This window comes from Rhizobium sp. 25PS6 (genome assembly GCF_032464655.1).
Classification (GTDB): domain Bacteria; phylum Pseudomonadota; class Alphaproteobacteria; order Rhizobiales; family Rhizobiaceae; genus Rhizobium; species Rhizobium laguerreae.
Genome location: NZ_JAWDIV010000025.1, coordinates 19,180 through 44,203 on the forward strand (window position 1 = coordinate 19,180; position 25,024 = coordinate 44,203).

Here is a 25,024-nt window from a genome sequence, read left to right on the forward strand (position 1 = left end):
ACCTGGCGGGTATAGACGGAGCCTTTAGCAAGAGAAGCGGTCTTGAAGAGATGCGCACCGCAAACCCGTGAACTCATTGGTGCGGCTTAACCCCTATTTATGGAACATCGAGGCGGTTTGCTGGCTGTTGCATTTTGAGCTGAAACCGCGTTTTGCAAGATTGTGGAAAACGGGAGATTCTGCGGTTTCTGGCTTTGCTTTCTCGCTTGCCGATGAGATGGTTGCACTCGCTTGGAAACGACGCGAGTCACTATGCCGATCATTAATATAAGAGATGCAGCGCTGCCGCTATTCCATTGATCTCTCCGAACCTGCGTCGAATGGTTACCTTAGACCTGTCTAGCGGACAGAAGGGCAATGGCTTCGTCTGTCGGTCGCACATCGCCAAAGCTTCGATAGATATTGTGGAGTGCCGCGTTGTGATCCTGATCGCGCCTGGCAGCCGTCCCATCAGCTATGAAAATTACCCGGAACCCGCTTGCATACGCGTCTCGGGCCGAGGATTCGCAGCAGATGTTCGTCACCGTCCCGGTGATGAAAACCGTGTCGATACCGTGAGCGCGAAGGGCCTCAGGCAGGTCCGAAGAGCCGGGGAAGAACGCGCTATACGAGGACTTCTCGAAATACAGGTCTTGTGTCTGCGGAGATAGGCCAGCCCACACTCTCTCCGAGATCGGGCCAGCCCCACCCGACGCCCTAAATATCTCCGCTTCCTCTTCGCCAAAGAATTCCCGTGTGAGGTCTGGATGAGGTTGATCGGAGCCGGGAATAACCCACGCCACCGTGCCACCAGCGGTGCGGAGAGCGTCTGCGAGACGAATGATGTTGGGCAGTATCCCTCTGCAATAGCCGCTTCCCTCGACAAAAAACGGGACCATATCGATCACGACTAGAGCCGTTCGACGTGGATCGACGGATTCATACGCATGGCGTCGCCCACGCCTCTGCTCCTGCCGGTCGTACTCACGCTGCTCAATCACCCAATCGTGGAGCTTCGGGCGTGGGCCGGTATTACTAGGTGCAATTGTGCTGCCCTGATCAGAATCCATCTCGGCGAATCCTCGTGCGATTCAACGATGATCACCGGCCGTTGCGTCACCGTCAACGGTTCGCACTACGACGCCCCAAAAGCAACAGGAGGTGTTTTAGGGATGAGCTACAGGGCCTTTCTGTTGCAAATCCTCGGATGATTATGTTCCTTGGTTTATCGTCAGAGATATTTGAATTGGAGATAGTATTGGAGCGCTTCGAACTACGCCGTCCTTCGCAGCGATGACGCGTCGGCAAGGTCGGCGACACGTTCCATGATGAAATATTGATGCGCTTGGACGTGAGAAAAAGCGACTAGAGCGCCATAACCTGGGCCTCTGAAGCAGAACAAGGACGTCGGGGCGGCAATATCGGACTACATCCTACATGGTCGTCCAACATCCGGGTCCCGCACTATCTTTCACAGGGTGCAGACCCCATGCACACCGTTCGAGACGGCCACGCCCGTCATCCTGATCGCACGCAGGGCGCTGAAGCGGGCAAAGGTTTCAGGCACGCGGTCTCATCACGCGCATATTTTCAGGCACACCTTCGCCACGATTGCGATCAGGTCTGGCGTGGGCATGACCGAGCTTGCCCAGCTCCTCCGCCATAAGGACCCTGATACCACCAGGATATATGCGAAGTTCGATATTGAGGGCCTGCGTTCCCTCTCACGGCCATGGGCAGGAGCGGTTCTATGATGGATATGTCCGATGCCCTTGAACAATATCTGACGTTGCGGCGCTCACTCGGATTCAAGCTCCAAACTCAGGAGAGCCGTTTGCGCAATTTTGTGAGGTATGCGACTGCGCGTGGCGAACTGCGGGTTACTGCAAAGATTGCGGTGGATTGGGCAAGCCACCAATGTGGACCCGCAACGTGGTCGTCGCGCCTTTCGACGATAAGAGCTTTTGCCCGCCATCTCCAGGTGGTCGACCCCCAAACCGAGATTCCGCCTTCGCACATCTTTCCACCACAACGAAGACCGCGTCCTTTCATCTATTCGGATGAACAGATCGCCGATCTCCTGAAGTCGATGCTCGACATGCATCCTGGAAGCTTCCGAGGGCCGACATATCATTGCTTCTTCGGCTTGCTGGCATCCACCGGACTTCGATTCTCAGAAGCGGCGCGGTTGCTTCTGAGGACGCCGATCTGGAAGCAGGCATGCTGACGATCCGTGAGACGAAGTTCGGAAAGACCCGCATCGTGCCGCTGCATCCGAGTACGACGCTGGCGCTTCGGCGATATGCGTCAATCCGTGACGATCACCCGGTCAGACGGGTAAGCAAATACTTCTTTACCGGAGACCTTGGCAGGGCCGTGATCCATGCTAACCCACACTTCTCCTTTATCCGCTGGACACGCCAGGCGGGACTGAGGCAGCCGGATGAGCGTGACGGTCCCAGGATTCACGATCTCCGCCACACCTTCGCCGTTCGAACGCTGCTGTCCTGGTACCGGGATTGTGAGGACGTTGAGCGGCGATTGCCTGAGCTTTCGACCTATCTCGGGCACAATCATGTCAGCGCCACCTATTGGTATCTTACCGCGCATCCCGATCTGCTGGATCAAGCAAGACTTCGCCTCGACGCAAGGTGGGAGATGGCAGAATGACCAATCCGCTACCTCGACTGATCGAACGCTTCTTTGGGCAGCGCCTTGCTCGCCAGCGCAACGTGAGCCCACATACGATTGCCTCCTATCGCGACACATTCAAGCTCTTCCTGAAGTTCGCACACTGTCGAACCGGCAAATTTCCGTCTAAACTTCGACTGGAGGATTTCGATGCGAAGCTGGTTGTCGCATTCCTTGATGATCTGAACTCCGAGCGCCACGCCAGCCCCGCGACCTATAACCTTCGGCTAACTGCAATCCGGTGCTTCTTTCGCTTCTTGGCCTTCGAGGAACCAACATATAGTGGGCAGATACAGCGTGTCCTTGCGATCCCAGGGAAGATCGGGTCGAAGCGGGAGGTGCAGTTTCTCACTCGCGACGAGATCGAAGCGATCCTCTCGGCTCCTGATCGACGAACCTGGGTTGGGCCTCGTGATTATGTTTTGATGCTGACAGCCGTGCAGACGGGGATGCGCCTCTCCGAGCTAGTGGGCCTCGATCGAAGTGCCGTCACCATTGGCACAGGGGCGCACATCCGGTGTTTTGGGAAGGGGCGCAAGGAACGCACTACGCCGATCACCAGAATGCTCAATGCTACGCTCAAGGCCTGGTTGGATGAGCCGCCGGTTGGGAACGGCAGTGCTCTTTTCCCGACCGTTCACGGCGGGCGAATGAGTTCTGATGCAGTCCAGTATCTTCTGGCCAAATATGTTTTGGCAGCATCGAAGGGCTGCTCGTCGTTACGATCAAAGCGGATATCACCCCATGTCCTTCGACATAGCGCGGCGATGGAGTTGCTGGATGCCGGTGTCGACAGCACGGTGATCTCATTGTGGCTCGGCCATGAGTCCACGCGGTCCACACAGCCGTACTTACATGCCCAACTGGCAATCAAGGAGGTCGCTCTAGCCAAGATCGACCCGTTCAATGGACAATTGCCTGGCCGGTTCAGGGCTGGCGACGAGCTATTGGCGTTTCTTGACAAACTTTGATCCCTGCCAAAGCTATTGACATCGCGGTGAGGGCCGCGATGTCACGCCGAGCGCACCAAACATCGAGGAACGTTCACTAGGCAGTAGAGCGCCATTTGCAGACATCTGAACTCACGATAGTGTTGAGCGATGACAAGCGAAGCATCCGACGAAAGAACCGAAGCGAACCGCCATGCTTGGAACGCTCAACGATTTGACGCGTGGCTATCGGCGTTTGGTAGCCCGGAGGCCGAGGCGCGGAGAATTGTTGCTGAACCGGGGCAGGTTCTCCGGCGACTCCTGCCATATCTTGGGGAGGTTGCGGGCAAGCGCATCTGCAATGTGCAAGGCTCGCATGGACGCGTTGCGGTCGCCCTGGCCCATCTGGGCGCGGATGTTCTTGTGATCGATTTTGCAGAAGACAACAGGCGCTTTGCTCTTGAACTCGCAGCATGTGCGGGTGTGGTTATCGATTATGCTCTCTGTGATGTCCTGAAGGCAGATGAACTCGGCCGAAACCGCCAATTCGACGTCTTGGTGCTTGAGCTTGGCATTCTTCACTACCACCAAGACTTAAACCGCTTTTTCCAAGTGATGCGAGAGCTTGCGACAGATGGTGGCACTCTCCTTTTGAATGAATTTCATCCCATTCAACGCAAACTGTACTGGCCAGAAGGCCCGCACCACTACTTCCAGACGGACCTGATCGAGGCGGACGTTCCGAACCCCGCCCAAGACGGCGAAAGTCTCGGGAGGTGTATGTACCGGTTCTGGACTTTGGGAGAGATCGTGACTGCAGCCGTAAACGCGGGGTTTAGGATTGCAAGGCTCGACGAGCATCCCGATTGGAAAGACCCAACTATTCCCGGCTCCTTTACAATGCTGGCCGAAGCGTGAGCCGATGCCATGACCGGTTCGGGCCGAGCCTGGTCTTCCAACGCCTTCAAACTATGCCGAGCTTTTGATCCTGGATTACCGGAAATCTCGGGCTTTAGGGAATGGACTCGGCATAGTATCGGGCTCGGGATAAATTCCGTTATGCCGAGTTCGGCATAAAGGCACGAACATGTCGCGCGGGGCTATAACCGGCTTCAGCTTATCCCGTGGATCAGGCCCATTGCCTCTGGCAAACTCATCACCACGGCCGGCCGGCAGCTGGAGCTCTTCATCACGATCGGCAAGGCCGCTCAGATCGCCTGACAGGTCGAACAGCTGCTGGGCGACAAGATGCACGACGTCCCCTTCCCGCTGGATCCGGCCGTTGATCGCCATCATCGAGGACCCGAGCACGACCCGCCGGCGTTTTTCGAATAGTGTTGGCCAGACGACGAGATTGGCCGGCCCGGTCTCGTCCTCGATGGTGATGAACATGACGCCCTTGGCCGATCCGGGCTTTTGCCGCACCAGGACAAGACCTGATGTATAGACCCACCGCCCGTCCCGCGAATTCATCGCCTCGGCACAGGTGATGATGTTGCGCACTGATAAATCCTTGCGCAGGAAGGCGATCGGATGCTGCCGCAATGTCAACCCGGTATGGCTGTAGTCCTCAATGACGTTATGGCCGTCTGTCATCTGCCGAAGTGCCACCTCCGGCTCCTGCTGCTCGGCGATTGCAGCCATCTCCCGTTCGGCAGCCGCCGCAAACAACGGCAGGGGTTCATCGCGCAGCGCCTTGATCGCCCAGAGCGCGTCGCGCCGTTCGAGCTTCAGCGACGGCAGAAAGGCATCGGCCTTGGCAAGCTGGAGGAGCGCCTCCGATGGCACACCGGATCGGCGCCACATATCATCAACCGAGGCAAAGGCATTGTCCATGCGTGCCGCGACGATGCGCGCCGCGTCAGCGACCGCCAGTCCTTTCACCTGCCGGAAGCCGAGCCGAACTGCGTGGCGGCCAGAATCGCCGATCCGCTCCAGCGTACAGTCCCACCGGGACCGATTGATGCAGACCGGCCGCACCTCGACGCCGTGGGCTCTCGCATCGCCGACGATCTGGGCGGGCGCGTAAAAACCCATGGGCTGCGAATTGATGAGCGCCGCGCAGAAGGCTTCCGGATAGTGGCATTTGATATAGCTCGACGCATAGGCGATCAGCGCGAACGAAGCCGCATGGCTCTCCGGGAAACCATAGGAGCCAAAGCCTTCGAGTTGGGAGAAGGTCTTATCGGCGAATTCGGGCGTGTAGCCGTTCCTCACCATGCCGGACACGAGCTTGTCCTTGAACCGCGAAACGCCGCCGGTGAACTTGAAGGTCGCCATCGACTTGCGCAGCTGGTCGGCCTCGCCACCGGTGAAGCCGGCGCAGACCATCGCCACCCGCATCGCCGACTCCTGAAACAGCGGCACGCCCAGCGTCTTGCCGAGCACCGCCTCAAGCTCGGGCGTCGGATATTCGACCGCCTCCTTGCCTTCGCGGCGGCGCAGATAGGGATGCACCATGTCGCCCTGGATCGGGCCGGGCCGGACAATGGCGACTTGCACCACGAGGTCGTAGAAGGTTCGGGGTTTCAGCCGCGGCAGCATCGCCATCTGCGCGCGGCTTTCGATCTGGAAGGTGCCGAGCGTATCGGCCTTGCGGATCATCGCATAGGTCGCAGGATCCTCCTGCTCGATTTTCGAGAGATCAAGATCCCGATCCTTGTGCTCGCGGATCAGATCGAAGGCCTTGGCCATGCAGGTCAGCATTCCAAGCGCCAGGATGTCCACCTTCATGAATTTGAGGGCTTCGACGTCGTCCTTGTCCCATTCGATGATCTGACGGTCCTTCATCGTGGCGGGCTCGATCGGCACGAGATCGTCGAGCCGATCGTGGGTGAGGACAAAGCCGCCCGGATGCTGGCCGAGATGCCGTGGCGCGCCCATCAGCTGCTGGGCAAGCTTCAGAGTCAGCACAAGACGCCGGTCGTCTGGATTGAGATTGAGCTCGCGGACATTGCGATCGCAGACCTCCTCCGACCATGACCACATGCCGGACGACAGCGCCTTGATCACGTCCTCCGGCAGGCCGAGCGCCTTGCCGACATCGCGGATCGCGCCGCGCGCCCGGTAGCGGGTTACGGTGGCGCAGAGCGCTGCCTTTTCTCTGGTATAGGTTCGATAAATCCACTGGATCACCTCTTCGCGCCGCTCGTGCTCGAAATCCACATCGATATCCGGCGGCTCGTCGCGCTCCTGGCTCACGAAGCGTTCGAACAGAAGATCGTTTGTCGAGGGGTCGATACTGGTAATGCCGAGAATGTAGCAGACGGCGCTGTTGGCAGCGGAGCCCCTCCCCTGGCAAAGGATACCTTCAGACCGCGCATAGCGCACGATCGAGAAGACGGTCAGAAAATAGGGCGCGTATTTCATGGTGCGGATGAGATCGAGCTCGTGGCGCACGACCTTCAATACATCGGGCGGCAGACCTTCGGGATAGCGATCGGGCACGCATTGCCAGACATAATGCTCCAGCGAAGCCTGCGCATCCTTGCCCGGCACGATCGCCTCCTCCGGATATTGGTAGGTAAGCTCCTCGAGCGAGAACGTGCAGCGACGGACAATCTCCATGGTTCGTGCCAGGGCCTCAGGATATCGCGGAAACAACCGCTCCATTTCTTCCGGCGGCTTCAGATAGCGATCGGCGTGGCGCTCGCGCTCGAAGCCCACCTCGTCAATCGTGGTGCGGGTCCGGATGCAGGTGACGATGTCCTGCAACTGCCGGCGGCCTGGCTCATGGAAGAGGACATCATTGGTGACGACCGTCCGCACCCTGAACCGCGCCGCGAGATTGGAAATCTCATGCAGCCGCAGCTGGTCGTTCTGCCGGCGCCGCAGACAGAGCGACACATAGGCCCGATCACCAAACAGCTCGGCCATCTTGCGCAGCTGGATCGCGCAGGCGTCATCCGGCAGATCCGGCACAAGAATGCCGATCATGCCGTCGGCGTAGGCAATGACATCGTCCCAATGCAGGATGCAGTTGTTCTTGCCGCCGCGCGACTTGCCGAGCGTGATGAGGCGGGTCAGCCGGGAATAGGCAGCCCGATCGGTCGGGTAGACCAGCAACGACATGCCGTCCTGCAGATCGAGCCGGCAACCGACAACGAGGCGCAGACCGGTGGCGCGGGATGATTCAAGTGCCCGGACAATCCCTGCCAGCGAATTGCGGTCGACGATGCCGAGGGCTTCGATACCAAGAGCCTTGGCGGTCTCGAACAGCTCCTGCGCCGAACTCGCACCGCGCAGGAAAGAAAAATGGGTGGTGACCTGTAGCTCGGCATAGCTCATGCGAAGATCCCGTGGATGAACCAGCGATGGCTTCCGGTTTCCGGATCGATGCCATCACCGGAGCGAAACACCCAAAGGCGCTCGCCGGCCTCGTCTTCGATGACGAAATAGTCCCGCACCGCCTCCATCTCGGCGTCGCGCCGCCACCACTCGCCAAAAATCCGTTCCGGACCATCGGCGCGCTTGACCTTCCGGCGCTTGCCGCGCCAGGTGATCGAGACCGGCGGCCGGTCCGGCAGCAAGGCGATGGCCTCGATCAGCTCGGGACGGGCGAGCAGCCGGACCGGCCGGCGCCAATGGCTGACCCAGGTGACCTCCACCGGATCGGCAGCAGGACTGATGCGCTGGACGGAGCGCTCGGGCACGTCGGAGGCAACCGGTGCCACCCGATACACGCGCTGCCCGCGGTTGCCGTAGATATCGATCAATGGCGTCACGTCCTTCACTTCCTCCTCGACCAGCGAGGAGGACTTCTGGCGCTCCTCCAGCGGCTCAGCCATCACCGCAACCAGGGTCAGCTTCTCGATCCCGAAACCGGGCTCGATCTTTTCCGTCCGGTCGCGAAACAGCTTTGTCAGCCAGGCGACGTCGCGCACCGGCTTCACCGTGCCGGCGCGGATTGCCTGCCGCGTACCGTCAACCTTTTCGACGACCAGGTCGGCGCGGCGAACACCAAGGCCGCGCCTCTGCAGTTCCTCGATCAGTTGCACGACCAGCCGGCCGACATATTTGTTGATGGTTTCGGCAGCACCGATCGGCTCGGCGAAGGCGCGGCTCACCTCGACGAGCTCGGCGGTGCGGATCGGATCGATCGGTTCGCAGATGCGGCCGAACATCTGATCCAACCGCCGGCCAATCTCCGGACCGAAACGAAGCGTCAGCGGCGCGCGTGGCGTGTTGGCCAATTCGCCGATCGTCTGGAAGCCGAGCGTGCGCAGGTCGCTGACGACTTTCCCGGGAAGGCGCAGCAACGATATCGGCAGCTTTTCGACCGCGCGGACGGTCTCACCTGAAGGCACGATGACCGTTTCGCGGCTGATGGCGCGGGCGCAGGCGTGGGCCGCACCCCAGGTGTCGGCGATGGCGACACGTGAAGTAAGCTTCTTTGCCAGGAACTGATTGGCGATCTTCGTCACCATGGAAAGTTCGCCGCCTTGCAGGTGATCGGCACCCTCGGTGTCCATGACGATGCCGTCGATCCCATCGACCGCGACGATCGGCGAATAGAGCGTCAGCGCCCAAAGGGTAATGCGTTCGAGTGCTGCGGCATCCTTTGCAGGATCCGCATCGACCAGCATCAGACCGCGGAACAGCGCCTGCGCTTTGGCCGCCGGCATGCCGACATGCACGCCGGCTTTCCTGGCGGCCGCGTCGGCGGCCGACACCCAGCGTTTCGAGCCGCTCCTGGCAACCACGGCGATTGCCTGTTCAGGCGGAATAGACGGATCGGCGCGACGAATGCGATCCGTCGGCAGATCCGGAAGATAGATCGAGACGACCCTTGTCATCGCACGCCCTCACGAGAAACTCAGCACATTCACCCGCTTTCACGCGCATCAATTCCAGCAACCATTGAGCCCTCCCCACACCCGGCACCGGCAATTCCTCCGACGGCATGACGCTGACCCGCCACCGCGTGGTCGACGCCGTCGGCTGGCCGAAATCATTCGCCTCCGTCTGCCGTCGCCAGCGTCGCACAGCGAGCGCCATCGTGCCCGTTCGCTCAGCCGCCAGCTGCAGCCGGCGCGAGCCGACCATCGGCAGGCGAACGAGTTCACCGACGACGGCGCCGAGCCCGCCGAAGGACAGCCCCTCCTCCATATTGGCGAGCACGTCTTCCTCCTTGTCGGATTCGACAAAGATCACCCGGTCGGGATGGAGACCGACCTCAGCGAGCGCCGGAAAGAACAGGTCCGGACGTGTCAGGCACCAGACGATCGGGCCCTTCGTGCGTGCTGCGATGCCCGCCGCAAACAGGGCTGCCGCCGCGCCATCCACCGTGCCCGATCCGCCGCCTGCAAATTCGTGTAGGGCGCCATGGGCAAGGCCACCTCCCGGCAGGACTGCATCGATTTCCGGCACGCCGAATGAAAGACAGCCAGCCTTTCTGGCTGACACGCCTTCCAGCGAGGCGATGCGCTCGCGCAGATCGGAAATCACCCTTTCACGGGCAGCAGTCATTATTCACGGCTCTCTTCACGGTCGTGTTGGCGGCCGACATCATGTCGAACAAAATGCGGATGTTCTCTTTCTGTTCCCACCCTATAAAAGAGTCAAGCAACCGGAGGAATGGGAATATTATCCTGAACATTAGAAATCAGCAGAATACCCATGAGAATCAGCCCAATAGCGGCGGCCGACTTTTTTTCCGAGCGTTTGCGAGCGCTAATCCCTTTGTGTGAATTGCGGGGACAAGTCGGCATCGTCGTGTCGTGTCTGCAATTTCTTCTCGATCCCCACGCCTGAAGGCACCCCGCCGACACAACTTCGCGGATCAAGCGGCTCGACGGTCATGGCCCCCCGCCCGACGTGTTGCTGTCCTCACTGGCGCAACGCAGGTGATAAAGCGCCGCAGTTGCGGCTCGCGCTTTAGACTGCCAGCGATGACTGGAACGGAACGTTCGAAAGAGGCTTGACGCGGAATGTACCTGCCGGGAGTGGCCGCAGGATTTCCTCTTCCGGTAGAAGCCCATCGAGCCAGTCCATCTGCTGATCACGCGTCAGCACCGCCATCTGCCGGTCATGATAGGGCGCAATGTCGGCATTCGCCTCGATGGTCAGGATGGCGTAGGCTTCCGGCCAGCCATGGGACGCCTGCCGCCAGATACCGGCGAAATAGAACCAGTCACCGTTCTTGAGCGAGAAACAGAAGTTCCTCGCTCCACTGCGATGGCGAAACTCGGATGCCGGCACCAGGCAGCGGTGCGTTAGAAACGTCCTTCCTTTAGAGCGGACGACATTGGCCGCGCGTAGGCCGCCATCGAGCGGACGCAACCCCCAGGGCACCTCCACCATCTCCACATCGCCGTCACGCCGTCTTATGATGACGCGGCGCTCGTCGAGCGGTGCGTCGGACTGGAAAACCTTCGCGTTCATCATATGTAGAACATAGCAAGAACCACGCTTCACAACAAGAACTGCGAGGAAAGCATGTGCAATGATTATCGGCTGATGGTGGACGTGGCGTCGATTGTGGAGGACTTCGCCCATCTCAAGATCAAGATCCGCTTTGGTGAAGGTGCACCGAACATTGAGGCACGCGAAGACATCAAGATTACAGATATAGCGCCGATCATCCGCACACTCGAGGGAACGCGCGACGAGGCGGACCTCGTCCGCCGCCGGTGGAGCTGGCCTGGCCGGAACAAGCGGCCGGTCTATAATTTCCGCTCCGATGGACGCGAGTTCGATTCTAACCGATGCCTGATCGTCGCCGATGGTTTCTACGAGTTCACCGAACCAACCGAGAAAGGCAAAAAGCGCAAGGACAAGTGGCTGTTCACCAAGAAGGACGAACCAATTTTCTGCATCGCCGGCATCTGGCGCGAGACGGATGACGTCGGGCAAGCCTTCGCCATGCTGACGATGGAGCCTGGCCCGGATATCGCGCCTTACCACGACCGGCAGATCGTCATACTTGAGCGGGACGCCTGGGCCGACTGGCTCGATCCATCTGTCTCGGCGAAGTCTCTGATCAGGCCGCTTCCCGCCGGCACCCTCAATGTCGAGCAGGTCGGCTGACGCGCTTTATGTTTCCATCACCTCATCTCAACGGGCTGAATTGGAACAAAATGCGGGCTGGATGCTTCTCAGTTCCGAGGTCCGTGCCGTGTCAACCGGACGTGACAGGGATGACGAATGTAGGCATTTTTGCGGTTTCCACTTGCGGCCAACGAAGCGGCAGTCGAGCATCCCACCTGTCCAGCGCGCGCCTCAGCTCCGTCGAGTTGACCTTCCCTGCCCCATCTCAGAGCACATCTCGATGGTGTAACGTGGTCAGGAAAACAAAGTGGCTTACGAGCCTGATATGGCTATCGTCTTCAATATGTGGCAAAGGCGGTGATCGTCAGTTTCCGCGGCGTCACGGTCTATCTGCCGGGTCCCTATGCTGACCGAAAGGCGGCCGTCCTGACCGCCGAAGCGCATTGCCGCCGACTTGGCTGGCGAGATTGATTGCGATTTATGTCAACGATCCACAAAAGGCAGATATTAATATTAGGAATCGCTCGTCCTTTCGCAATGAGCGCGCATGCCGAGGCAAAATGTGCTAAGGTCTTTGCCAGGTATCGAAAGATCGCTACCGATTTCTCGTCGCTGGTTGTCAACAATTTCAGCGGCTTATGTGCGGTTTTGTCATAAACGCACAGTTCCTTGGGACCTATGGTCAAACCAACGGCCGTCCCGTAGTTTTTCACCAACTCACAGGCGTTTGGTTTTGACATCCAAGCTCCCATGCGGAGCCGCTATGACTCACCTTGACCAATCGACTGTCGAAAACACCCTGCTGAAAATGTTGAGCGCGGACCGCTTCGCACGCCTCTCGGAAGGGATGGAGCGCGTCGACCTGCCAATACGGCACGTTCTTGTTGCCAGCGACGTCCCAACCACGCATGTCTGCTTCTTGGAAAGAGGCCTGGCATCCATGGTGGTCAGCAGCATCGATGAAGAGGTGGTGGAAATCGGCCACATCGGGCGCGAAGGCGCATCCGGCATGCACGTCGTTCTGGCGGTAGAGACCACCCCCACGCGCACCTTCATGCAGGTCGCAGGGTCCGGAATTATGGTGCCGATGGAGACGTTTCAGCGCGCCCTCGCCGATGATCTCGAGATGAAAGCGTTCTTCCTTCGCTATGTTCACACAACCGTGCTGCAGCTCGCCCATTCGGCGCTCGCCAACGCCCGCTACAATATGCATGAGCGGCTGGCGCGGTGGATCCTGATGTGTCACGACCGCCTTGAAGGCAATGACCTGGCCATTACCCATGAATTTCTGGCATTGATGCTCGGCGTCCGGCGTTCGGGCGTCACCAATGAACTACACGTCCTTGAAGGCGTCCACGCGATCCGATCGACCCGCGGAAACGTGCGAATAATGGACAGGGAAAAACTGATCGAAATTGCCGGTGGCTGCTATGGAGTGCCGGAGCGCGAATACGAAAAGCTGCTGGGTCCGCTCCGCGCCAGGTAGATTAGCCCACTCGCTTAACCGCTTCCGAAAAAGGCAATACGAGCAGGATATCGCCTGTTTCGTTTCTGATCTCGACGCTTCTTGACGAAATGTCATGTCCGAGGAGCACGGCACTGCTCATCAATGCGCGAGCATCACGCACCGCCTCAACACGAGCGGCCTCCAGATCAGCAAGCTCGGTTCCTTCCCAGTCGTCGAGCGAGCCTGCTTCAGACAGAATGTTGAAGTAGAAGCGTTCGAAATCCTTCACAGCCCGGCGTGGCCGGCAGGATAGCCTGTTCATTTTGCCTGTCTGTCGCGGCCAAAGCAACAACATCGGTAACGCGTTCGCCACTATGCCATGTCGCCGCCGGCAACTGTCCGCAACCGCACGGATGGTTGGCCTTGGGAGGTTGATGCACTACGGTTCTTATCGCGATCCGGGCGAGCTGTTGCGAGGCTCAAGGAGGATGATATGGCGAACTTCAATCTCTCACTCCAGATAGAAGACGTGAACGTGCTTTCGGACGCTGTTCGGACCTGGTGCCGGCATAATCACGCCACGCCAACGGAACAATCAATGCAGTTGCTTTGCAGCGCGGCGGTCGACCTCTATAATCAAGGACACAGGACGCGCGAGGAACTGGTCACGCTGTTGATCACTAGGTTTGATAGCCCCGACTCGCTGAAGGTCAACGCGCCGTCGTCCACGTCTCACCACTAGTGATATCGGTCTCCTCTCCTGGCCTGACACTAGAGGGTGACAAGACGCTCCTATCGGATCTTGGAGGCATAGAAATGCTTCAGTCCCTCATTTCATTGCCCGATCAAGACATCGAGCTCGTCATCACCGCGGTTCGGCAGTGGTGTACAAAGAACGACTGCGAGATCGATAGTAATGAAGGCCGTCGCGCCCTGACCCTTGCCATCGACCTCGTCCAGTACTCCTCCCGAGATACTCTCTTCCAGGACTTGACTAAGCGCCTTTGCCCGCGGTCCGGTCCGATAGACGCGGAAACCTCCGGCGCTGGTTGACGAGCACGGGTACGAAGGCTGAAATTCTTCCGCTTCATGGACGTGGAACGCAGGTAGATTCCATTGCACATTTGCGGTGCGTTTATCAGCGCCGGCTGTCGGTGCCGCTCATCCAAGCTCATGCAATGGTCGATGCCGGAGCTATTGACCACCAGCCAACCATGCAATTCCAACAATTTTTTCGTAGTCCTTCTCGACCATCCGGCATGGGACGCGGTCGAACGACTGTTCGCCGTCGAAACCGCTGAAGTCAGGGTGTCTCTCCTGGCCAGGTCTCGCGCCATTTTGTAGATCGGCTGGTATATACATCTTCCACTGCGTGGACTCATCCATCGGCGGACGGCAATTAAGCACTTGCTGATGTTATGGTGACAAGCCGGTTCGATTCCGGCCCGCAAGCCGCGAAATTCCGCGCAGCCGAACCGTCCACAGGAACGCTCATGAGAGCACCCTCGCAGCGACAGCAGCCTCCATGAACGTCCTGCGGGCAAGCTCAGCGCCTCCACGGTGTCTGATGGCGTCTGAGCATCTGCATTTTGCAGCCGCGTATTCTGGTTGCGATTGCGATGGCCAACGATGGAGCAAGGCTTCCAATGCAGCCTTAGGACCGTCGATACGCTCGAGGAAGCCATTTCCGATACGAACGAACACGGGGGCTCCCCAACTGACGTCCGGGTCAGCTTTGATGATCGTCTCCATTGACGAGCCTCCTTCTTTAGCTGCGTACGATGCCAGTCGACCGAACCTTGCTGTTGCGCGGCAGTTCCCGTTCGTCGGCGTCTGTGCGCAATCGGACAGGGATCAACAGCGCAATATCGGAGAGATGGCCCCGATACCTGATGGCCGCGCGGACCTCCTGGCAAGCTTTTCGGTGCTCGACTTCAATCCCTCAGCACCGCGGGGGTGTTGGCATCGTTGCCGATGACCGCGAGACCGTCGAGTGGGAGGGCTGCAGGTTGGGCTGCGCCGGGTTGGCGACGTGATGCAGAGGGAAAAACTTCAGCTCCCATCGAAGTAACGAAAACAAAAGTCTCCGCCGAGCCGGCCATCAGCGGCGTCATTGTTATGCTACCGGTGGGGTTGCGGCCGGGCCGAGTCCCGGCTGTTCAACGGTGTCCACAAGCACCTGCAATTCACGCTCATCGAGAGTTTCCTTCTCGAGGAGAAGCCTTGCAGACCGATCCAGTATCTCTCGCCGCTGCCTGAGGAGCGCCACCGTTTCATCGAAGACATGGTCGACGATCCGGCGGATCTCCTCGTCAACCCTCGCTGCAGTCTCATCGGAATAGTCGCGCTCCTGCGGACCGTAATACAGCGGATCAGCCCCCAGTAACGCGCGCCGGTCTTTCTCCAGGGCCACGTGCCCCAGCTTGTCAGTCATGCCATAGCGTGTGACGATCGCGCGGGCAATGTCGGCAACTTTAACGAGATCGTCGGCAGCACCGGTCGAAAGATGGCCAAAGACGATCCATTCCGCCGTGCGGCCACCGAGCAGCACCGCCATCTTATTCTCCAGTTCCTCCCGCGTCATCAGGAAGCGATCCTCGATCGGACGCTGGACGGTATAGCCGAGGGCGCCGATCCCTCTGGGAATGATGGACACTTTGTGCACCGGATCGACGCCGGGCAGCGCCATGGCGACCAGCGCATGTCCCATCTCATGATAGGCGACGATTTCACGCTCCCTTGGATTGAGCAGCCGATTGCGCTTTTCGAGACCGGCGACGATGCGTTCGACGGCGTCATTGAAATCGGCCATCGTCACCGCCTCCGCCCGACGGCGTGTGGCGAGCAGGGCTGCCTCGTTGACGAGATTGGCGAGGTCGGCGCCAGTGAATCCCGGTGTGAGCGCGGCGACCTTTTCCGGTGAGACATCCGCCGCGAGCTTCACTTTCTTAAGGTGCACGCCGAGAATCTGGAGTCGGCCCGACTTGTCCGGCCGATCCACCAGCACCTGCCGATCGAAACGACCGGCACGCAGCAGAGCGGGATCAAGTACCTCCGGTCTGTTGGTTGCGGCCAGCAAGACGAGGCCAGTGGAGGGATCAAAGCCATCCAGCTCGACCAGAAGCTGATTCAGCGTCTGCTCCTTCTCGTCGTGCCCGCCAGTCATGGAGCCAATCCCACGAGCGCGGCCGAGAGCATCGAGCTCATCGATAAAGATGATGGCGGGTGCTTTGGCGCGCGCCTGCTCAAACAGGTCCCGGACCCGCGCTGCACCGATACCGACAAACATTTCGACGAACTCCGACCCGGAGATCGAGAAAAACGGCACACCGGCTTCGCCCGCGACGGCGCGCGCCAAAAGCGTCTTACCGGTTCCAGGTGGACCCACTAGAAGCACACCCTTTGGCATACGCCCGCCAAGGCGGCCGTAACCCGCCGTGTCCTTCAGGAAATCAACGATCTCCTTCAGTTCGTCCTTGGCCTCGTCGACGCCGGCGACGTCGTTGAACGTCACGCCAGTGTCGGTCTGGACATAGACCCTGGCCTTCGATTTGCCGATCTGCATCAGGCCTCCGCCGAGCCCGCCGCCCATGCGCCTGATCATGAACATCCAGACGCCGACAAAGAGCGCCACGGGGATGAGCCACGACAGCAGATCGCGCAGGAATGTGCTCTCGATCTGACCCGTCACGACTACTCCGTATTGCCGGAGCTGCTCGGCCAGATCGGGCTCGACCCGTGTCGTGACGAAAAAGGGGCGCTCATTCTGCGGCTCCTTGTACCGGCCTTGGATAAAATTGTCGGAAACGGCAACCTCGGCGATCTTCCCATCCTTGAGATCCGTCTCGAACTGGCTGTAGGGAATCCGCGCAATCTGGTGAGTAGTCGCGAAAAAGGACTGGAATGCCGCCAGAAGCAAGAAAGCGATAATCCAGTACCAGATGTTGAAGCGCGTCTTCCTGTTCATCTCCATGGCCGTCTACTCCTACCGGACGACCAGAAGCAGTCGCGCGCCCTCACGGACTAGTTCGAGCGCCAATACGCCAGGTTTTTCGGCGATCCTGCGCTGCAGCTCGGTGACCGAAGCGACCGGAACTCTATTGAGCGCGACGATCATATCACCTGCTTGAAGGCCGGCGCCGGCGGCCGCGCTGCCGGAAGCCACCTTTTCGATCACCACACCGTAGCCTCCGGCTTGCTGCGCCTCTTCGCCAGAAGCATTCCTCATCATAGCGCCCTCGAGCGGCGTGCCGGAGAGAGCTGCGGATGACCGATCGTCCATTGCAATGGTGGCCGTGATCACCTTCTCCTCGTCGCCGCGCTTCACTGTGAGGCTCAGCTTGCTGCCGGCAGGCATGAGGCCAATGCGGTTCCTGAGGTCAGTCGCACCACCGATCGGGCGTCCGTCGGTTGCGGTGACCACGTCTCCGGTCTTCAGTCCGGCCTGTTCAGCCGGCGAGCCCGACTGGACGTTGGCGATCAGTGCGCCGCGGAGGTCACCGAGTCCGAGAGCCTCCGCCAGCTCCGGCGTCAGATCCTGAATGCCGATGCCGAGCTCACCGCGCTCCACCTTACCGTGCGCGATCAACTGGTTCATGACCGTCGCCGCCATACTGCTCGGCACAGCAAAGCCGATACCGACGTTGGCGCCGGCGGGGCTTAGGATTGCGGTATTGATGCCGACCAGTTTGCCGTCGAGCGTCACCAGGGCACCACCGGAGTTTCCGGGGTTGATCGATGCATCTGTCTGAATGAAGTCCTCGTAGCCTTCGATATTCAGACCGCTTCGCCCCAACGCACTGACGATGCCTGACGTAACAGTCTGGCCAAGCCCGAACGGATTGCCAATCGCCACGACATAGTCGCCAACCTTAAGTGCATAGGAATCCCCGATCTGGATAGCGGTAAGATTTGCAGCATTGACCTGCAACAGAGCGATGTCCGTTTCCTTGTCGCTGCCGATCAATTTGGCCGAAAGCTCTCGTCCATCCTTCAGCGTTACTGAAATCTCACTGCCGCCATCGACGACGTGATGATTGGTGAGAACATAGCCTTTTGCGGCGTCGACGATGACGCCGGATCCTGCGCTCATCCTCGATCGTCGTTGCTGTTGCGGCAGACTGAAGTACCGGCGGAAGGTGGGATCGCTGAAGAGAGGATTGTCTCGCGACGGTGCGCGGGAGACGACCGCGATGTTGACGACGGCCGGCGTGACTTGTTCAAGCATCGGCGCCAGAGATGGAGGTGACGCCGAAGCGGTGCCGGATTCCGGCGTCTGCGCGGTGACCGGCGCTATCGTAAGCAGGATTGCTGCAAAGGCGATCACGACCGACGCGGCAATCCTATGAAATCCCTGGAGGATATCGAACATAGTTTGCTCCTTGGATTTGACGGGAGGTCAATGCCGCCCAGCCCAATGCAAACAAAGAAGCGGGCCCGGAGTTCCGGGCCCGCTCGTTTTGCCTCAGGTGGTCGACAGCGGGTGGTTGTGGGTAAACCAGATGCTGCCTGCGGCGAAAACCGCGACCACGATGCCGGCAATCAGATGTGCCCACATCGCAGCGCCCACCGCCGAGAAACCCAGAACCCATGGCGCCACTACGGCCCAGACGCCGAGCACGAGGTTGATCCATTCTTCCGCCTCGTAAAATGCGAAGAGAGCGGCGGCGGCGATCACGGCAATGGCAAGGCCGACGATCCAGGCGTTCCACGCAGCATAGGCCTCGGTTGCGAAACCGAGGAGCCAGGGTGACAGGAAAAGAGCCAGCCCAGCAACGATATTGATGATATCGAATGCTGCACGGTCCTTCGAAGACTGAGATTTCATCATTGTCGTTTCTCCTCACTTGTTTGCATCATCATTGAACCGCCTCCGGTGGCGTGGAGACGGGTGCTGCAGCGGCGATTGTTCGCCGTTGCCGCGAAGGTGAGTGGCCGGATCGGCGGAGTGAAGTCGCTTTGTTCCTGCCGGTCCGCCCAGAAAGGGTGCGAGCTCGCTGCTGGAGAACGAGCCTCTTGCAATCTCCTGCAGCGCGAGTTCGCTGACGCAGGCATCGGAAGGATCCAGCCTCGGCTCCGCCCCTCGATAAAGGGCGCGGCTTCGTGCGGCCGCAGCCATAGTCAGCGCGAACCTGTTGGGCAGGATCTTCTCGCAATCGAAGACGATAGATGGGTTCATGGCTCCACCTCACGCGGCATCTCGGTTGATCGTCGGCTGAAGATCTCGCCTCTCGACGTTGCGCTCGAGGTCAAGCAGTGCCTGCTCGACCTCGTGAAGGCGCGACGGCCGGTCGTTCTCAGACATTCCCTCGTTGATTGCCCGGTCGATCAGGTACTCCGTCCAGGCCCAGTTCATCAGGATCGTCCGCTTTGCTTGCAGCGTCAGCGTGCGATCGCAGACAACGTCAGCAGGCGATGGCCATGTTGCGGGACCATCGTGGGTCTGCAACCCGGCGTCCAGTGCCTGTCCGTAGCTCTCCTGACGTGCCGCGAGGCCGAGCCGTAGCAATGTCGAGTCGGAGAAGGCATGAGGTCGGTACGTTCGCCGGCGGGTTCTCTGCTTTGCCGCCGGCTTATTCACCCGACGCTGCACCCTGTAGGTCAGCCCCTGCCGCTCCGCATAACGGATTGCTGATTCAAGGGTTGGAAATTCCAGCTCAACCTGTGGGAGCGTGTCGGTACTACCCGTATAGCCCATCAAAGGCTCGATGAACGGTGCGCTACGGCGCTCGAAGACGAGCTGCCAACCTTTCGTTCGCGGCGTGCCTGACGTCATCACCGAGCGCGATGGCTTGAAGATTCGGGCGACAGCACCCTCGGGAAATACTGAGCGGCCGAATGACAGAGGCTGCCGCTGGTTGTCATTTGCTGGCCACGTATCCGAAACAGCCGTGTTTGGTTTCTGCGTCTCTCTGTTGTGGGTCTCTCTGTTAACGTCCATCATCATATCCCTCCCTATCGGCGAAGGATGCCGGCGGCCGCCGCAAAGCCGGCCGCCGGTCGCTCATTGGTTGGTTAGCTCTTGATGGCGATCCGCTTGACTTGCGACTGCGCCTGTTCACTCTTCGGCAAGGTCACCGTCAACACGCCGTTTCTGAATCGGGCGTCGATATTGTCTTCCTTGACTTCCGCACCGAGCGGAATGCGACGCTCGAAGCGGCCGTAGTAGCGTTCGGAGAACTGGCGATCCTTGTCCTCGGTCTCGGAGTGCTTTTCGCCTTTCAGCGTCAGCACGCCGTCATTGAGCAGGACTTCGATGTCCTTTTCCTCAAGTCCAGGCACCTCGGCCGTCACCGTGATCTCCTTTTCGTTGTCGGAGATCTCGACGTTCGGCCATCCGCCACCAAAGCCACTGCGGCCAGTCAACGACGGAAAGTTGGAACCGAAGCCGCGGAATGCGTCATCGAACAATCGGTTCACCTCGCGATGCAGGGACAGGAATGGATCACGATCGTCATCACGCAAAAGGCTGGGAGCCTTATGGCCGTTGTTCCCGCTCCAGGGAATGAGATCACGAACACTCATGTCTTTTCTCCTTTCTCTTGGTTAGCAGCGAAGCGCGCATATCGGCGCCGGGCGTGCCCGGCACCGATGTGCCTTTCGAGGCTTAAGCCGCTTGCGTCTCAGCTTCGATCTGCTTGGTCTCGAACTTTGGAAGCGCCTGGCCAGTTCCGATCTCGATCTGGCGCGGCTTCATTTCTTCGGGGATCTCGCGCTTCAGATCGATGATCAGCAGTCCGTCGACGAGTTCAGCGCTTTCGACCTTGACGTGGTCGGCAAGTTCGAAGCGGCGCTGGAAGCTTCGCTGAGCGACGCTGCGATGAAGATACTGCACGTCGTCATCGCTATCCGCCTTCCTGCCCGCGACCACGAGCAGGTTCTGCTCCTGCGTCATCGACAGTTCGTCCTGGGAGAATCCCGCCACCGCCATTTCGATGCGGTATTCATCCTCGCTCGTCTTGAGGATGTCGTAGGGCGGCCAGTTATCGACGGTGTCGATCCCGGCTTGAAGCGCACTTAACATTCGGTCAAAGCCGATGCTTGACCGGAACAGGGGAGAGAAATCGAGGTTTGTCCTCATAGCCATATCCTCCTTTGAAGCAACATGGATACAAGGAGACGCCAAGAGCGACCCGGCGTCTCCTGGACTTTGCCGGTCCCAATTGGGCTACCAGCATAAATCATTTAATTCAGGCTATTAGCGGTTCAAGAGGGGCCGGGCACTAAGAATGAAAAAATGAGATCGGCGTGCTATTCGGCCGGCGTGAAATCGGTAAATGCTATCGGACAGGAGGTGAGCGGTACTACTTTGACTTTCGCAGAAACCATCGCCCCGACGGTCACGGGGGGGCGGCGAACGGGCGCTAGATATCGCCAGCCAACCAGGCTGTCAAAAAGAGCCCCGCGTTTGAACCTGCGGGGCTAGTGAGCGTACATGGAAAGGGGATCATCGAAAGGCTAGGCCTTCGGATCCGGCTGCCAAACGCATCGAAGCCGGAAAAGTTCCGACACCGCTGGTGAAGACCGAGCATTCCCTGGTGACGGACGTCGGGGCTGTCCGGCGTGTGGCTTCTGAGACCTCCGGGCTAGCTTTCAGTGGCGACGGCAAAACCGCGCGATCAACGAAACACGTTCATCGCCCTCGATGAACTGGTATCGATTGCCCCGGTGCGGACGGGGATCTCCATCGCCCGAGCCGGAACGCGTGACATTGCACTAGCGTGTTTCGGAGGTCGGTTTGTCCAGACGTGCGCACCTCGGATGAGGGAGACGCCGAGGGTGACCGATTTCTGCCCGTGTTTTCCGAGAAAGAGCCCCGCCGAGGCGGGGCAAGTCAGGGGTCGCACAAGAGGAACACCGTTGCGTCCTTCCGACATAATAAAAAAAGAACCGGCCAGGTTCCCGGTGCGCTTTTGTACTGATCTTCCAGAGCTTAAACGTGACGAGGGAAGAAAATCCCCGCAAAAGCGGGGCTAAGGTACGGGGTGATTTCTAGGCAGGAACGCCTTGTGGCGTTTCTAAAACTACTTTGCATAAGCCTCCGATATGAGCAATAAATAATACTTTCTCTCCACAGTCCTGATCGAAAATTAAGCAAATATCGTACGATTTCGCTCTGAAGGACAAAGTGGCTTCAGGTCACAGCTATAATGAGTATTATTGCCTAGGCCGCCCAGCGATTACTTGCTAACCCCAAGCATATTGTCTCCTGTGCGTTGGGCGGCCTCCAACGCCCGCATCAGGCCTGCGATGGTAAACGGCTCATCGTCTGCGGCCATTCGGTCCCCCCATGCTCCAGCTTGTGATTTGGGATAGCCGTTCGAGTTCGACCTCCATTAACTTTCGGATTTCTTCAGGAGACTGATCGACAAAAAACCAGTCTAGCGTTCTCTCTGAGCAAGAATAATTCCGTCTGGTGTTTGTCCTCATCGAACCGCATCTGGATCACGGCATCCATGTTGATCCAGCGCGTAATCGTGCCGTCGGTCAACTTCACGAACATCCTAGACTCCAAAGGTGGCGGCCCCGAACCGCAGCAAAAAATTTAGAGCCGATTCCCGACATGTCTAGCATGCGCCCCGGTCCTGGAACCCATCAATCGCACACAGGCGCCGCGACAATCGCGTCAGGTGCCTTCTTAAGAACGTGATTACATGCGATGATGGGACATCATCCGCCATCGACCCAGGCGCGGATGGCTGGGAGATACTCGTTGCTCTTGCCTGTACAGGAGCAACAGATATGGCTCGCTACTTTTTCAACGTACATGACGGCATCTCCATTCCGGATACGGTGGGCTCGGAGCATTTCGACCTCCAGAGCGTCCGCCGCGAGGCTGTAGAGACGGTAGCGGAGCGGTTGAAGGGCGCTCTGTTGAAAGATGCTGACGTCTCGGCATGGCTGATGAACGTCACCGACGATCGCGGCTTCACCGTCATCGTTCTTTCCTTCACGGCCGCCGTCCAGATCGTGGATCATGTGATTCTCGCTGCGACCGGCGCATCGCAGAATTGTCAAAACCGCACAGAAGGCATGGCCCCTCTTGGCCTGAAGACGCGTTCTGCCACATAAATTAAGCATTGCTGACGCTTCGCCATTCGACATCAGATCTGGGGCAATCCCGCCGGAGGCTTAGCCATGTCCGACTTTTCGCAGTCAAACATTCAAAACCTTCTTCTGAGAGCGCTTGCGCCCGAAGCATTCGATCTGCTGCGGGAGACGATGCAGCCGCTCGCGCTTCCGGTAAAGTTCGAACTGATCTCTCCGGGTGTGCCAAGTGGGACCGTCTACTTCCTCGAGAGCGGCCTAGCATCGATTGTAGCCACCAACTCCGATGATGAATCCGTGGAAGTCGGGCATGTCGGATATGAAGGCATGGCAGGGGCTCATGTGCTGCAGAAGGTCGACCAAACGCCGAACAGGACCTTCATGCAGGTCGAGGGGCATGGGATTTCGGTGCCGGTATCCGCACTTCTTTCAATGGCGCAACGGGTTCCTTCGGCCAACGACCTGCTTCTCAGATATGTGCATTGCTGCGACTTGCAGCTTGCCCATTCCGCTCTTGCCAATGCCCGCTACAACATGTCTGAACGGCTGGCACGATGGCTGTTGATGTGCCACGACCGGCTGCGGACCGCTGATCTGCCTCTTACCCACCAGTTCCTCTCGCTCATGCTTGGCGTCCGACGTGCGGGGGTTACCAATGAAATTCACATCGTTGAGGGTGTGCGAGCCATCAGCGCCAAGCGTGGGAATATACGGATCCTGGACAGACCGAAGCTGGAGGAGATGGCAGGCGGCTCCTACGGCGTTCCCGAGCTGGAATATGAACGGCACATAGGGTTTCCGATCAGACGCACTTGACGTCGAGTAGACCACTTCCCAGCCAGGACTGTCCACAAAGCCTCCGTGAACAAAAACGACGGATCTTGCGGGTTCTGCGTCCGCTGTCGCCGAATGTAGTCTAAAGTTTACCCGACATCGGTGAGTATGTTTCCGCCCTCGCGATTTCGGCGTTACTGGTTGGCAGGGTTATGCATTCCTCTTCCGAGCGGAGGACCGCACGAAAAAGAGCGCGTGGGAACAGAACTCAGTTTCAACAGCTAAAGCAGGGAAAGAGTTGCCAGCCCAGCCGCCCAGGTCTTGTCCTACCGCAATAACGCCGGCTCTACAAAAGCTCCCGCATCAGCTTCGCTACATTGTCGCGGTCGAATGGAATGTTGCGCCCGTGGACGCGGATGTGGAGAACTACCCCGAGTGGGGTAGCGTCCAATGCCTGAAGATAATCAATTGCATCTTGCATTGTCGGAAACGTCTTTTCCTCAGTGAGAAAGCTATCTCTGACGAATGTGATCGTGGTTGCACACTCGCCATATATGGCCAAGGTCTCTTTTGCGCTGAAGTTATCGCTCATCTCGCCTGCTCCAGTCGGAGGCAAAGCAAATTTCGGCCGGTGCCGGGCGAGCTACTGCTGTTGCTGGCCGCTTTCGCAGTGTCGGTGCACTGCGCCAGTTCAGCCTAGGCTTGTCCCGGCGGTGAAGAAAGCCAAATACGCCACCGCTATGATTACCGCGACGACGACGATAGTCAGCACGAGTTTGACCATGCCTTTGGTGGCTTTTTGCTCTGTGTTGCTCATGCCCATACAACATAGATGAAGTTTGGAAGTTCCGCCGCTCGGCATTACTGACCCGTTAGCAGCTTAACGACTTCCTCAATCGCCTCTCTCACCGGATAATAACTCGGCGCCCCATCCTTCTGAGGCGCAGCAACATGGATGTCAGTGCTGGTCTCGAATGCTCGCACGGCAACAACGTGTTCCGGATTAATGAAGACGACGGCGGGTCAGTCCCCGGTAAACGACAGGTTCTCGAGTTCTCGCGACAGTGCCGCAACGCTCTTTTCTCGCGTGCCGCACGTAGTCATTGTTGTAACGGAGCCCGCGCATCACGCCATTTCGCCCAAGGCTGCCATCGCAAGGACAGTAAAT

At 58.9% G+C, this 25,024-nt stretch carries 27 protein-coding genes; 11 read left to right on the forward strand and 16 right to left on the reverse strand.

Annotation, left to right across the window (positions count from 1 at the left end; translation table 11 throughout):
* Positions 1 to 329 precede the first annotated feature (329 nt).
* Positions 330 to 1,049, reverse strand: a complete 720-nt coding sequence (locus RWK44_RS29230; RefSeq protein ID WP_316029813.1) for an isochorismatase family cysteine hydrolase — start codon at positions 1,047 to 1,049, stop codon at positions 330 to 332.
* Between the two features lie 360 nt (positions 1,050 to 1,409).
* On the opposite strand from RWK44_RS29230, the gene RWK44_RS29235 reads away from it, so the two are divergent.
* The 5 genes from RWK44_RS29235 (at position 1,410) to RWK44_RS29255 (ending at position 4,517) form a co-directional block, all read left to right on the forward strand.
* A complete protein-coding gene (locus RWK44_RS29235) occupies positions 1,410 to 1,733 on the forward strand; it encodes a tyrosine-type recombinase/integrase (protein WP_410056150.1) in 324 nt (107 codons plus the stop codon).
* Positions 1,730 to 2,206, forward strand: a complete 477-nt coding sequence (locus RWK44_RS29240; protein ID WP_316029815.1) for a tyrosine-type recombinase/integrase — start codon at positions 1,730 to 1,732, stop codon at positions 2,204 to 2,206. The genes RWK44_RS29235 and RWK44_RS29240 overlap by 4 nt, the downstream gene beginning before the upstream one ends.
* Positions 2,200 to 2,649: a tyrosine-type recombinase/integrase gene (locus tag RWK44_RS29245; RefSeq protein ID WP_316029816.1), complete on the forward strand. Its 450-nt coding sequence runs from the start codon at positions 2,200 to 2,202 to the stop codon at positions 2,647 to 2,649. Before RWK44_RS29240 ends, RWK44_RS29245 begins: the two co-directional genes overlap by 7 nt.
* Positions 2,646 to 3,641 (forward strand): tyrosine-type recombinase/integrase, encoded by a 996-nt coding sequence (locus RWK44_RS29250; RefSeq protein ID WP_316029817.1) that lies wholly within the window; start codon positions 2,646 to 2,648, stop codon positions 3,639 to 3,641. The genes RWK44_RS29245 and RWK44_RS29250 overlap by 4 nt, the downstream gene beginning before the upstream one ends.
* 129 nt (positions 3,642 to 3,770) lie before the next feature.
* The gene (locus RWK44_RS29255; protein ID WP_316029818.1) at positions 3,771 to 4,517 is read left to right on the forward strand and encodes a class I SAM-dependent methyltransferase; all 747 of its coding nucleotides are present in this window, start codon (positions 3,771 to 3,773) and stop codon (positions 4,515 to 4,517) included.
* A gap of 75 nt (positions 4,518 to 4,592) precedes the next feature.
* Here the strand turns inward: RWK44_RS29255 and RWK44_RS29260 are convergent, their stop codons facing one another.
* The 4 genes from RWK44_RS29260 to RWK44_RS29275 all read right to left on the reverse strand — a co-directional run bounded on the left by RWK44_RS29260 (position 4,593) and on the right by RWK44_RS29275 (position 10,985).
* The gene (locus RWK44_RS29260; RefSeq protein ID WP_316029819.1) at positions 4,593 to 7,886 is read right to left on the reverse strand and encodes an error-prone DNA polymerase; all 3,294 of its coding nucleotides are present in this window, start codon (positions 7,884 to 7,886) and stop codon (positions 4,593 to 4,595) included.
* Positions 7,883 to 9,394, reverse strand: a complete 1,512-nt coding sequence (locus tag RWK44_RS29265; RefSeq protein ID WP_316029820.1) for a Y-family DNA polymerase — start codon at positions 9,392 to 9,394, stop codon at positions 7,883 to 7,885. The genes RWK44_RS29260 and RWK44_RS29265 overlap by 4 nt, the downstream gene beginning before the upstream one ends.
* On the reverse strand, positions 9,315 to 10,067 hold the full coding sequence (locus RWK44_RS29270; RefSeq protein WP_316029821.1) for an ImuA family protein: 753 nt from the start codon (positions 10,065 to 10,067) through the stop codon (positions 9,315 to 9,317). Before RWK44_RS29270 ends, RWK44_RS29265 begins: the two co-directional genes overlap by 80 nt.
* A 408-nt stretch (positions 10,068 to 10,475) precedes the next feature.
* A complete protein-coding gene (locus RWK44_RS29275; protein WP_168336652.1) occupies positions 10,476 to 10,985 on the reverse strand; it encodes an SOS response-associated peptidase family protein in 510 nt (169 codons plus the stop codon).
* A gap of 51 nt (positions 10,986 to 11,036) precedes the next feature.
* Here RWK44_RS29275 and RWK44_RS29280 point away from each other — a divergent pair, with 51 nt between their 5' ends.
* Together RWK44_RS29280 and RWK44_RS29285 are read left to right on the forward strand one after the other, a co-directional pair.
* The gene (locus RWK44_RS29280) at positions 11,037 to 11,627 is read left to right on the forward strand and encodes an SOS response-associated peptidase (RefSeq protein ID WP_077978135.1); all 591 of its coding nucleotides are present in this window, start codon (positions 11,037 to 11,039) and stop codon (positions 11,625 to 11,627) included.
* Between the two features lie 724 nt (positions 11,628 to 12,351).
* Positions 12,352 to 13,074, forward strand: a complete 723-nt coding sequence (locus RWK44_RS29285) for a Crp/Fnr family transcriptional regulator (RefSeq protein WP_077978134.1) — start codon at positions 12,352 to 12,354, stop codon at positions 13,072 to 13,074.
* Between the two features lies 1 nt (position 13,075).
* On the opposite strand, the gene RWK44_RS29290 is transcribed toward RWK44_RS29285, so the two are convergent.
* The gene (locus RWK44_RS29290; RefSeq protein ID WP_391580946.1) at positions 13,076 to 13,324 is read right to left on the reverse strand and encodes a DUF6894 family protein; all 249 of its coding nucleotides are present in this window, start codon (positions 13,322 to 13,324) and stop codon (positions 13,076 to 13,078) included.
* Between the two features lie 204 nt (positions 13,325 to 13,528).
* On the opposite strand from RWK44_RS29290, the gene RWK44_RS29295 reads away from it, so the two are divergent.
* Both RWK44_RS29295 and RWK44_RS29300 read left to right on the forward strand, forming a co-directional pair.
* Positions 13,529 to 13,777 (forward strand): hypothetical protein, encoded by a 249-nt coding sequence (locus RWK44_RS29295; protein ID WP_017957083.1) that lies wholly within the window; start codon positions 13,529 to 13,531, stop codon positions 13,775 to 13,777.
* A gap of 74 nt (positions 13,778 to 13,851) precedes the next feature.
* On the forward strand, positions 13,852 to 14,088 hold the full coding sequence (locus tag RWK44_RS29300) for a hypothetical protein (protein ID WP_077978132.1): 237 nt from the start codon (positions 13,852 to 13,854) through the stop codon (positions 14,086 to 14,088).
* A 438-nt stretch (positions 14,089 to 14,526) separates the two neighbouring features.
* On the opposite strand, the gene RWK44_RS29305 is transcribed toward RWK44_RS29300, so the two are convergent.
* The 8 genes from RWK44_RS29305 to RWK44_RS29340 form a co-directional block, all read right to left on the reverse strand.
* Positions 14,527 to 14,787 (reverse strand): DUF982 domain-containing protein, encoded by a 261-nt coding sequence (locus RWK44_RS29305; RefSeq protein WP_077978131.1) that lies wholly within the window; start codon positions 14,785 to 14,787, stop codon positions 14,527 to 14,529.
* A gap of 364 nt (positions 14,788 to 15,151) precedes the next feature.
* Entirely contained in the window at positions 15,152 to 17,008 is a 1,857-nt protein-coding gene (ftsH, locus tag RWK44_RS29310; protein WP_206117019.1) for an ATP-dependent zinc metalloprotease FtsH, read from the reverse strand.
* Between the two features lie 12 nt (positions 17,009 to 17,020).
* Complete coding sequence (locus tag RWK44_RS29315) at positions 17,021 to 18,406, reverse strand: DegQ family serine endoprotease (RefSeq protein WP_077978130.1); 1,386 nt, start codon at positions 18,404 to 18,406, stop codon at positions 17,021 to 17,023.
* A 93-nt stretch (positions 18,407 to 18,499) separates the two neighbouring features.
* Positions 18,500 to 18,865 (reverse strand): SPW repeat protein, encoded by a 366-nt coding sequence (locus RWK44_RS29320; protein ID WP_168336857.1) that lies wholly within the window; start codon positions 18,863 to 18,865, stop codon positions 18,500 to 18,502.
* A 12-nt stretch (positions 18,866 to 18,877) separates the two neighbouring features.
* On the reverse strand, positions 18,878 to 19,213 hold the full coding sequence (locus RWK44_RS29325) for a DNA-directed RNA polymerase subunit omega (protein WP_143529434.1): 336 nt from the start codon (positions 19,211 to 19,213) through the stop codon (positions 18,878 to 18,880).
* A 9-nt stretch (positions 19,214 to 19,222) separates the two neighbouring features.
* Positions 19,223 to 19,978 carry an ETC complex I subunit gene (locus tag RWK44_RS29330; protein WP_077978154.1) on the reverse strand — a complete coding sequence of 252 codons (756 nt, stop codon included), beginning with the start codon at positions 19,976 to 19,978 and terminating at the stop codon, positions 19,223 to 19,225.
* A 71-nt stretch (positions 19,979 to 20,049) separates the two neighbouring features.
* Positions 20,050 to 20,559, reverse strand: coding sequence for an Hsp20/alpha crystallin family protein (locus RWK44_RS29335; protein WP_077978128.1), 510 nt, complete (start codon positions 20,557 to 20,559; stop codon positions 20,050 to 20,052).
* An 82-nt stretch (positions 20,560 to 20,641) separates the two neighbouring features.
* Positions 20,642 to 21,115: an Hsp20 family protein gene (locus tag RWK44_RS29340; protein WP_003551284.1), complete on the reverse strand. Its 474-nt coding sequence runs from the start codon at positions 21,113 to 21,115 to the stop codon at positions 20,642 to 20,644.
* A gap of 1,661 nt (positions 21,116 to 22,776) precedes the next feature.
* On the opposite strand from RWK44_RS29340, the gene RWK44_RS29345 reads away from it, so the two are divergent.
* Together RWK44_RS29345 and RWK44_RS29350 are read left to right on the forward strand one after the other, a co-directional pair.
* Complete coding sequence (locus RWK44_RS29345; RefSeq protein ID WP_316029822.1) at positions 22,777 to 23,106, forward strand: DUF6894 family protein; 330 nt, start codon at positions 22,777 to 22,779, stop codon at positions 23,104 to 23,106.
* Between the two features lie 66 nt (positions 23,107 to 23,172).
* Positions 23,173 to 23,898, forward strand: coding sequence for a Crp/Fnr family transcriptional regulator (locus RWK44_RS29350; RefSeq protein ID WP_003551279.1), 726 nt, complete (start codon positions 23,173 to 23,175; stop codon positions 23,896 to 23,898).
* Between the two features lie 304 nt (positions 23,899 to 24,202).
* Here RWK44_RS29350 and RWK44_RS29355 read toward each other — a convergent pair whose 3' ends face one another.
* Both RWK44_RS29355 and RWK44_RS29360 read right to left on the reverse strand, forming a co-directional pair.
* Positions 24,203 to 24,448, reverse strand: coding sequence for a hypothetical protein (locus tag RWK44_RS29355; protein WP_025397996.1), 246 nt, complete (start codon positions 24,446 to 24,448; stop codon positions 24,203 to 24,205).
* A gap of 99 nt (positions 24,449 to 24,547) precedes the next feature.
* Positions 24,548 to 24,673 carry a hypothetical protein gene (locus RWK44_RS29360; RefSeq protein ID WP_260685698.1) on the reverse strand — a complete coding sequence of 42 codons (126 nt, stop codon included), beginning with the start codon at positions 24,671 to 24,673 and terminating at the stop codon, positions 24,548 to 24,550.
* Positions 24,674 to 25,024 lie beyond the last annotated feature (351 nt).

Bases quoted from the DNA above. Each gene is read 5' to 3' on its own strand.
- RWK44_RS29275 (WP_168336652.1), bottom strand. From the start codon at position 10,985: ATGATGAACGCGAAGGTTTTCCAGTCCGACGCACCGCTCGACGAGCGC.
- RWK44_RS29360 (WP_260685698.1), bottom strand. From the start codon at position 24,673: ATGAGCAACACAGAGCAAAAAGCCACCAAAGGCATGGTCAAACTCGTG.
- ftsH (WP_206117019.1), bottom strand. From the start codon at position 17,008: ATGGAGATGAACAGGAAGACGCGCTTCAACATCTGGTACTGGATTATC.
- RWK44_RS29230 (WP_316029813.1), bottom strand. From the start codon at position 1,049: ATGGATTCTGATCAGGGCAGCACAATTGCACCTAGTAATACCGGCCCA.
- RWK44_RS29335 (WP_077978128.1), bottom strand. From the start codon at position 20,559: ATGAGTGTTCGTGATCTCATTCCCTGGAGCGGGAACAACGGCCATAAG.
- RWK44_RS29250 (WP_316029817.1), top strand. From the start codon at position 2,646: ATGACCAATCCGCTACCTCGACTGATCGAACGCTTCTTTGGGCAGCGC.
- RWK44_RS29305 (WP_077978131.1), bottom strand. From the start codon at position 14,787: ATGGAGACGATCATCAAAGCTGACCCGGACGTCAGTTGGGGAGCCCCC.
- RWK44_RS29265 (WP_316029820.1), bottom strand. From the start codon at position 9,394: ATGACAAGGGTCGTCTCGATCTATCTTCCGGATCTGCCGACGGATCGC.
- RWK44_RS29325 (WP_143529434.1), bottom strand. From the start codon at position 19,213: ATGAACCCATCTATCGTCTTCGATTGCGAGAAGATCCTGCCCAACAGG.
- RWK44_RS29350 (WP_003551279.1), top strand. From the start codon at position 23,173: ATGTCCGACTTTTCGCAGTCAAACATTCAAAACCTTCTTCTGAGAGCG.
- RWK44_RS29245 (WP_316029816.1), top strand. From the start codon at position 2,200: ATGCTGACGATCCGTGAGACGAAGTTCGGAAAGACCCGCATCGTGCCG.
- RWK44_RS29315 (WP_077978130.1), bottom strand. From the start codon at position 18,406: ATGTTCGATATCCTCCAGGGATTTCATAGGATTGCCGCGTCGGTCGTG.
- RWK44_RS29330 (WP_077978154.1), bottom strand. From the start codon at position 19,978: ATGATGGACGTTAACAGAGAGACCCACAACAGAGAGACGCAGAAACCA.
- RWK44_RS29270 (WP_316029821.1), bottom strand. From the start codon at position 10,067: ATGACTGCTGCCCGTGAAAGGGTGATTTCCGATCTGCGCGAGCGCATC.
- RWK44_RS29355 (WP_025397996.1), bottom strand. From the start codon at position 24,448: ATGAGCGATAACTTCAGCGCAAAAGAGACCTTGGCCATATATGGCGAG.
- RWK44_RS29320 (WP_168336857.1), bottom strand. From the start codon at position 18,865: ATGATGAAATCTCAGTCTTCGAAGGACCGTGCAGCATTCGATATCATC.
- RWK44_RS29345 (WP_316029822.1), top strand. From the start codon at position 22,777: ATGGCTCGCTACTTTTTCAACGTACATGACGGCATCTCCATTCCGGAT.
- RWK44_RS29285 (WP_077978134.1), top strand. From the start codon at position 12,352: ATGACTCACCTTGACCAATCGACTGTCGAAAACACCCTGCTGAAAATG.
- RWK44_RS29295 (WP_017957083.1), top strand. From the start codon at position 13,529: ATGGCGAACTTCAATCTCTCACTCCAGATAGAAGACGTGAACGTGCTT.
- RWK44_RS29280 (WP_077978135.1), top strand. From the start codon at position 11,037: ATGTGCAATGATTATCGGCTGATGGTGGACGTGGCGTCGATTGTGGAG.
- RWK44_RS29340 (WP_003551284.1), bottom strand. From the start codon at position 21,115: ATGAGGACAAACCTCGATTTCTCTCCCCTGTTCCGGTCAAGCATCGGC.
- RWK44_RS29300 (WP_077978132.1), top strand. From the start codon at position 13,852: ATGCTTCAGTCCCTCATTTCATTGCCCGATCAAGACATCGAGCTCGTC.
- RWK44_RS29260 (WP_316029819.1), bottom strand. From the start codon at position 7,886: ATGAGCTATGCCGAGCTACAGGTCACCACCCATTTTTCTTTCCTGCGC.
- RWK44_RS29255 (WP_316029818.1), top strand. From the start codon at position 3,771: ATGACAAGCGAAGCATCCGACGAAAGAACCGAAGCGAACCGCCATGCT.
- RWK44_RS29240 (WP_316029815.1), top strand. From the start codon at position 1,730: ATGATGGATATGTCCGATGCCCTTGAACAATATCTGACGTTGCGGCGC.